9 protein-coding genes are annotated in these 6981 nt (G+C 35.3%); 1 reads left to right on the forward strand and 8 read right to left on the reverse strand.

Annotation, left to right across the window (positions count from 1 at the left end; genetic code table 11):
* Positions 1-383: 383 nt before the first annotated feature.
* The 6 genes from F893_RS00220 to F893_RS18050 form a co-directional block, all read right to left on the reverse strand.
* A complete protein-coding gene (locus F893_RS00220; RefSeq protein ID WP_005098406.1) occupies positions 384-1193 on the reverse strand; it encodes a hypothetical protein in 810 nt (269 codons plus the stop codon).
* Positions 1194-1251: 58 nt separating this feature from the next.
* A complete protein-coding gene (locus tag F893_RS00225; RefSeq protein WP_005098405.1) occupies positions 1252-1533 on the reverse strand; it encodes a type II toxin-antitoxin system YafQ family toxin in 282 nt (93 codons plus the stop codon).
* Entirely contained in the window at positions 1526-1819 is a 294-nt protein-coding gene (locus F893_RS00230; RefSeq protein WP_005098404.1) for a type II toxin-antitoxin system RelB/DinJ family antitoxin, read from the reverse strand. The genes F893_RS00225 and F893_RS00230 overlap by 8 nt, the downstream gene beginning before the upstream one ends.
* Before the next feature lie 143 nt (positions 1820-1962).
* Positions 1963-2463, reverse strand: a complete 501-nt coding sequence (locus F893_RS00235; protein WP_005098403.1) for a hypothetical protein — start codon at positions 2461-2463, stop codon at positions 1963-1965.
* Positions 2460-3389 (reverse strand): MobA/MobL family protein, encoded by a 930-nt coding sequence (locus tag F893_RS00240; RefSeq protein WP_005249378.1) that lies wholly within the window; start codon positions 3387-3389, stop codon positions 2460-2462. The genes F893_RS00235 and F893_RS00240 overlap by 4 nt, the downstream gene beginning before the upstream one ends.
* Positions 3389-3544, reverse strand: a complete 156-nt coding sequence (locus tag F893_RS18050) for a hypothetical protein (RefSeq protein WP_005098410.1) — start codon at positions 3542-3544, stop codon at positions 3389-3391. Before F893_RS18050 ends, F893_RS00240 begins: the two co-directional genes overlap by 1 nt.
* A gap of 276 nt (positions 3545-3820) precedes the next feature.
* Between F893_RS18050 and F893_RS00245 the strand changes: the two genes are divergently transcribed.
* Positions 3821-4240 (forward strand): conjugal transfer protein TraD, encoded by a 420-nt coding sequence (locus F893_RS00245; RefSeq protein WP_005098409.1) that lies wholly within the window; start codon positions 3821-3823, stop codon positions 4238-4240.
* On the opposite strand, the gene F893_RS00250 is transcribed toward F893_RS00245, so the two are convergent.
* Entirely contained in the window at positions 4241-4849 is a 609-nt protein-coding gene (locus tag F893_RS00250; protein WP_004282301.1) for a LysE family translocator, read from the reverse strand.
* A 1-nt stretch (position 4850) separates the two neighbouring features.
* Positions 4851-6416 carry a tryptophan halogenase family protein gene (locus F893_RS00255; protein ID WP_005098407.1) on the reverse strand — a complete coding sequence of 522 codons (1566 nt, stop codon included), beginning with the start codon at positions 6414-6416 and terminating at the stop codon, positions 4851-4853.
* Positions 6417-6981 lie beyond the last annotated feature (565 nt).

A 6981-nucleotide genomic window follows, 5' to 3' on the forward strand; every position in this document is an offset into this window, starting at 1 on the left:
TGTGAAGTTCCCCTGTAAGCGGTTTAGCCTTTCGACTATAGCTACAATACGCCAGTGACACTTATTCCTACCACACGTACTGCATGCCGACCGTAAAACGGACACGCAGAAGCGGGCAAAGCTCGATCTAGGATACTTATTTGACGATTTAAAACACGAATTAACGAAGACTTATCATTTTGAGGCTTGATATAAACACTGTTTATTGTGAAAATAGAGTTCAGGTACAAGCCTTAGTGTGAAATCAGTGCGAGGTGGTACTCCGCTGATCTTCGTTACTTGATGTTGAAGCATCAAATAACTGCGTACCGCTGAATATAAAGCGAAAGCCCGTCGAGTTTCAATACTCGATGGGCTTTTTCTTTGTATTTTTAAATTAAAATTTACTTTTCTTTGTTTAAAGCAAACTTTCGCTTCTTAATCACTGTAATCGGCTTTTCTTGTGGAGCCATATTTTTCTGAATGGCCACCTGCTTCATTTCTACTGGTACAGCACTATTTTCAGTAGACTTTGGACTAGATTCTTTAGGCTTCGAGTCTGTTGATTTTTGCAGAGTTGCTTCTTTATTTTTAATTTTTATATAAATTTCATGTACGACCGCATTATGTTCTTTAATCTCCCTATTTTTGCTCGTTATTTTTTTATATTGTTCTTTAAAGGGCTTTATAAAATTCTTGATAGTTGATAGCAGTAGAGCTTCATCGGGGTGTATATCAGCCAGTGTTTTTGGTGCTTCCATTTGCACAAAATCAATGAAATTCAGGGGGAATTTTTCAACAATTTCAGGCGTTGCAAAACTAATAAAATCATATCCATGGTAAGAAATTACAGCATATTTCGTATCCTGCTTAATCGGATGTTTGATATATCCCCTTATGGTCGCTTCTCCCTGATCCAGTAGCTTCTTTATATAGAAATCTTTGATTTGATTCTCTGAAAATGCACTTTTCCTATAAAAATTAATTTTTTTATTAATTTCTTCTCGTTCTTCTATTTCATCAATATTTTCTAACTTATTACTAAATTCAATAAATTGAGCATGATTATGTTGAGCAAGTTCAGAAGTCCAAATTAAGAGTTGTGCAAGATTATCAGACTTAATAATCTCAATATCATTTAAATCAAGCTTCTTCATTAGTGTAAGCTCTTCCTGCTTGAACTCTTTTCTTTCTAAACTTGACCGCTTCAACATAACAACTTCCTTAACTTTTACTAACTTCAAAACATTAAAAACAATTCTGAATGGTCACTTAACCAAAAATTTCTGAATGGCTATCTAACTGGTGTAATTCTAAAACATCATCCCCTACGAGCCTATAAATCAAGACTAAATCAGGTTTAACGTGGCAATCTCGACAATTTTTAAACTCAGCACCACCTTTTAATGGATGATCTAGATATTTTTCAGGTAATGGACTATTAGCAACTAAACAGTCCAGTACCTCGGCCCATTCAGCCGTAACCAAATCTAAATAACGTCTTTTAATGTCTCTTTTAAATGAACTGGTTACGATTATTTTTCGTTTAGCCATTAGCTTCTTCCGACATTGCTTGGATGGCTTCTTCTACTGTTTCATACTCGGTGTACTCCCCATTTTCAATTTCTTTAAGAGATTGAAGCAACTTTGCTGCTGCTTTAGGGGTTAAAGCTGTTTCCCTTGCATAATCAAAAGACAATGGAATCGTTTTCGTTTTAACAATTTGATTTAAGAACAGTTTAAATGCCTGTGGCATGGTTAAACCGTAGTCCTCCAAAATAGGAGTAACTTTTTCTTTCAGTTCTGCCTCTAAACGCATATTGAAATTGACTGCGGACATGGTTAATCCCTCCAAGGAACCAATAATGTAAAGATAATATAAGGCATTGTCTTTACTTTTTCATTACTTTTGATGTAAAAATATGAGTATTAAAACTCTAATTATTGGCATAACAGACTTTCAAATTTTGTTTTCGAATTTTTCTATATAGGGTCGATCACACATAAATCATGATTTTTTCCATAATTGCACTGTTCTTTCATCACACGCACACATGGTTTAGATTCTTCTCCAACAGTACAACTTCGAATCTCAAGCTGAATACCATCCTCTCTTAAACTTTCAATCTTAGAAATATTCTCTAGCGGTTTGATATAAACAGCAAATAACCAAATGATGCCAAGCATAAGAATGGCAAAAATCCCCAAAACTATTGTGATGATTTTCCATGAGAATTGATCACTGGCTGAATCAATCGAATTTTTTAAGCGTCCAAGTGCTTTAGCGGTCTTAACAAGCTCCGCTGTACCCTCCTGTAAACCCGTATTTAGCGATTTTGATACGGTATGATGGGTTTGCCCTGCGATAACCTTCTGAATGCGTTCTTCGGTGATTTGAAGCTCTTTAACGGCCTGATTGACTAAGTTTTGCTGTTGTTCTGCAACTGCCATCAGTGCATATAGCTTTTTTTCATCAGGTGTCATCGGCTCATCCCTTTAAAATTCATGGTTTTCTGTTGCTCTCGTTCTAATTTCTGCTGTTCTTTGTACTGTTCCAAAGCAAGCTGTTTGAAGCTATCAAAATCAGCCTTAAAGCTCTCAATACCTTGTTTAATTTCTTTGTCTGAAATTGGGCTGTCTTTGAGGTCTTGGAGGTCTTTTTTCGGGTCGCCTAAGTCTAGCCCTACAAGCTCTTTATGGGCTGTACGCGACTGTTGCAGGGCTTCCCTGATTTCAGGATTCTTCGCTTGGCTTGGTAGCAGTTTCTTTTCAGGTTCTTTGTCAATGCCTTGCTCTTTATAGCTTCGCATATCAATACGGCTGTCAAGTTGATGTTTTTCTAAATGGCTGTTGCATAGATCTGCCCATCTTTGGCGTAGGTCTTTAATATCGGTTTTTCGTTCCTGGTAACTCTTGCCGGTATTGTCTTTTTTAGCTCCGCCACGTTCAGGATTCTTGCTGTTATAGCGTTTAAAATATTGCTCTGGATCTCGCTCGATTCCATCTTGCAGACGTTCATTAAACATAAGGTGGACGTGGGGCTGATCGTTGCCATCCATTGCTTTAGGGTTATGAATGGCAAACTGATACGGATATTTTGAGCCAATTTCAGACTGGATAAAGTCCTCGACCAGTTCTAGGCGTTGCTCGGCATTCATCTCTCTAGGCAGGGCAATTTCATATTCTCGGTAGGTACTGCCATTTTTGCGCTCGTAAAGGTCGGCTGACTGCCAAAAGTTAATCGGATTATGTTCCGCCCATTTCGGCATGTTCCCATAGTCACTATGTTCAAGGTCAGTTTTAGCCTGTTCCTCTTTTTTCTTTTTTTCTTCATCCCGATCTATATATTCGGCATGCGGGGCTGCCTTACCTGCCTTACCAACTTTGACACTTAAACGAGCAATCGCCATTAGGTTTTATCCTGTTCCTTTTTTTGGTTGCGTTCTTTCTTAAAGGCTCTTTGATCGAGTATCGAAGCCCATATCATAATAATGATAAGTAGCGGTGCTGCGATCACGCCAAAAGTAATGTCTTTGATTTTTCCCAATACCTGTTTTAGTTGCATATTTTGCTCCTAGCTTTGGTACTTCTTTTTTCCGTAAATTTTCAATTTACGAAAAAAAGAAGTTTCAGGGTTTTAGGGATGAAGTCCCTAACGTGATTAGGTTTCTCAATGAAATTGAGAAACGTCTAAGCGCGCCATCAAATTTTTGATGGAAGTGCAGACGACAATCTCTAGAACGACTTTAACAAAATTACGTTACTCGAACGTAAATATTTTGTTATCGTTCTTTGAGTATTGAGCCTGTAATTTTGCGGTATCTGAATCAAGGAATTAAATATGAATAATGAATGGCTATTTGAAAAAATCACCTATATTTCTGCTTTAAAGAACCCTAATGATGCTCAAAAACTTTTACTTGAATTAGCCAAAATTCAGTACAGAACACCTGACCAAGAGAAAAAAATTAATGCCTTAATCAAAGCTGAAAAAGCAATAGATCGAGCAAATAAGCAAAAAGTTGCAGTTAGAAAATTATTGAATGCAGAAAAGGAAGCTGAACGAAAAGCTCGTACACGCCACCTTATCCAATTAGGCGCACTTTTTGAGATTGCTAACCTAGATAAGCGTGATCCTGCGGAATTACTTGGAGTTCTGCTTAAAACTGCTGAAATCGACCCAAATGATATGAAATGGGAAATTTGGAAGGATTTAGGACAAGCTGTCCTAAATCATAATAAGAAAAAAAATAGAGTCTAGTTACCTTATTATCAGGAACATAGCTATACTAGCCATACATATAGCGCTTATACGATTAAGATAAAGTAGATTAGTTTTATCCTTAAAAAAATATAATAATTTAACTCCCAATAATCCATATATTGTCATACAAATTATATCTATCATCGAAGAAGCGATACCTAGAACTATATATTGATAAGATATATTTAAATTAGGATCAATAAATTGGGGTAAAAATGCAATAAAAAATACAAGTACTTTAGGATTAGAAATTGCTGTTAAGAAACCTTTTATAGGTAATCTATATATATTATGAGTATCATCTTTATGTTCAGAAATACTGTTTTCTGATTTCCATATCATATACGCGATAAAAATTAAGTAGAAAAATCCTAGAGTTTTTATTACCTCAAAAATTATAGGAAAATCATCAATTATTTGTTTTAGTCCAAAACCAATAGCACAAATAATCAGAAAATCAGCTATCGCTGCTCCAATACTAGCTAGAAAAACAGCTTTTATAGAATTATTAAGACCTAGATTTAAGGCCAATAAAGATGTAGGGCCAGGTAAAATGGCCCCTATAAAGCAAAAAAAACTATACAAAATAATTGTATAAAGTTCCATATTATTTTCTACTGTGTAGATGTTTTAGGTATTCATAAGTACTTGGTAAACTTTCCAAGAGATTATCCTCACGTTTCTTTAACTCTTGCATATATTCTCGAGCTTTATCATATTTATTATCATAAAGTATTTTTGGATATACTGAGTTTGGATAGGATTTAAACCCTGTAAACATGCAGTAGTAATTGCTATTTGTCCAGAAATTAGAAAACTCTATATCAAAGTCTCCATAATAATCTTCTTCATTTGTAGTAATTGGAGGACAAACAACTAGGCCAGATTTATATATATCTAACTTTGATTTTAGTGAGTCAGATAACTTTAGATCATTCTTATTAGCTTTCCAAAAAGCAGTATCAGTTCTTGAAGTTGTAAAGTAATGTGTTTGAACAAAATCACGACTATCATCAAACATTTTTTCTATATTTTCGTTAAAAGCTTTAACTAATTTTTCATCAATTTCTTTTTTAGGGAAATGTTTCACTAACTGATAAATTGCAGCATAAATAAAGTAAAGCCCTGTTGATTCTAATGGCTCTAGAAAGCACGAGGATAAACCAATTGCTACACAATTTTTAACCCATGCACGTTTATTACGACCTGTTCTGAATTTAATATGATTTAGAGAAATACTATCTTCTTTCACATTCCATAACTTTAAGAACTCATCAGTAGCCTGCTCTCTAGTTGAGAACTCATCAGAATAGACATAACCTGAACCAAAACGCCCAAGCATAGGAATTTTCCATGTCCAACCATTTTTCATAGCAATAGCAGATGTATAAGGTTCTATTCCATTTTCTTCATCATCATGTTTAATAGAGGCTGCAACAGCTGAATTACAGAATAATTGATCGGACATACCAATAAAAGGTTCTTTCAATGCTTGATTAATTATCAGACCTTTAAATCCTGAACAGTCGATAAATAAATCAGCTTCTATTTCTCCATTCTTATTAGTTGTAACGGATTTTACATAACCATTTTCATTTAAACTTACATTAATAACTTCATCTTCAATATGTTTAACTCCCCAAGAAATAGAAAGTTTCTTTAAGAATTTAGCTACTAAATGGGCATCAAAATGCCAAGCATGACTCATTACTTTTTCATGTGTTAAAGTTTTGGGTGATAAGTTCTTATCTAATAATCTAGCTTTATCATAGCAATCATAAGCCATAGGTAACTGAGTTAAATTATTCTCTCTAAAATAGTTCCAATAATGCGTCAAAGGAATGTCATCAATATTTTTTACTTGGCCAAACATATGATAGAAATAATCATTTTTATCATTAGGATCGTTCCAATTAACAAACTTAATTGCTGCCTTAAAAGAGGCATTACACTCTGGCATCCATTCTTCTTCTTTCAATCCTAAGAAATCAAAAAATACTTTTTGTAAATTAGGAATAGTTGCTTCACCTACACCAATTTTTGGTATTTCAGGCGATTCAACCAAAGAAATATTCACTTTATTACCAAAAGCTTTAGAGAGATAAGATGCTGTCATCCAACCTGCACTACCACCACCTACAATCAAAATATTTTTAATCAGAGATTGATCCATTATTATTCGCATTTTTAAGTTATTGGAGGAAAATAAAGTAAAACTTTTCACAAGAAAAGTAAAATAAAAAAATAGCCTAAGCAGAAAATAGGGTGCAATGCTCCAACCCTGCTACAAATACAATAAAAGCAAATGCACTCAACTTCTCAACATGCTCCCCAAAGCGTCGCACTTCGTGCTTTGGCTTTGGTGAACGGTTGAGAGAGTTTCGGCAATACTCACCCTAAGGGACGACTTTTAAAAAAAGTCATTTCCCTTAAGTATTGCCGATTTACCTGTATATATTTGGCTTCGGAGCCACGTATATCGGTCGTATCCGCACATAGCTTTGCTGACTATGCAGACAAGGACTCAAAGTCTTGCACTTCGCTCCACGCGCTCCCTGTCGTTACATTGCCTGTATCTCTGCGAGGGTTTCCCCAACGTACAACTTAACAAGTCCTATGTAACTACTCCCAACGCTCCGCCTGTGTGAAGTTCCCCTGTAAGCGGTTTAGCCTTTCGACTATAGCTACAATACGCCAGTGACACTTATTCCTACCACACGTACTGCATGCCGACCGTA

Origin of the sequence: Acinetobacter sp. CIP 102136, assembly GCF_000369685.1 — a bacterium.
GTDB lineage: Bacteria > Pseudomonadota > Gammaproteobacteria > Pseudomonadales > Moraxellaceae > Acinetobacter > Acinetobacter fasciculus.

Bases quoted from the DNA above. Each gene is read 5' to 3' on its own strand.
- F893_RS00220 (WP_005098406.1), bottom strand. From the start codon at position 1,193: ATGTTGAAGCGGTCAAGTTTAGAAAGAAAAGAGTTCAAGCAGGAAGAG.
- F893_RS00240 (WP_005249378.1), bottom strand. From the start codon at position 3,389: ATGGCGATTGCTCGTTTAAGTGTCAAAGTTGGTAAGGCAGGTAAGGCA.
- F893_RS18050 (WP_005098410.1), bottom strand. From the start codon at position 3,544: ATGCAACTAAAACAGGTATTGGGAAAAATCAAAGACATTACTTTTGGC.
- F893_RS00255 (WP_005098407.1), bottom strand. From the start codon at position 6,416: ATGGATCAATCTCTGATTAAAAATATTTTGATTGTAGGTGGTGGTAGT.
- F893_RS00230 (WP_005098404.1), bottom strand. From the start codon at position 1,819: ATGTCCGCAGTCAATTTCAATATGCGTTTAGAGGCAGAACTGAAAGAA.
- F893_RS00250 (WP_004282301.1), bottom strand. From the start codon at position 4,849: ATGGAACTTTATACAATTATTTTGTATAGTTTTTTTTGCTTTATAGGG.
- F893_RS00245 (WP_005098409.1), top strand. From the start codon at position 3,821: ATGAATAATGAATGGCTATTTGAAAAAATCACCTATATTTCTGCTTTA.
- F893_RS00225 (WP_005098405.1), bottom strand. From the start codon at position 1,533: ATGGCTAAACGAAAAATAATCGTAACCAGTTCATTTAAAAGAGACATT.
- F893_RS00235 (WP_005098403.1), bottom strand. From the start codon at position 2,463: ATGACACCTGATGAAAAAAAGCTATATGCACTGATGGCAGTTGCAGAA.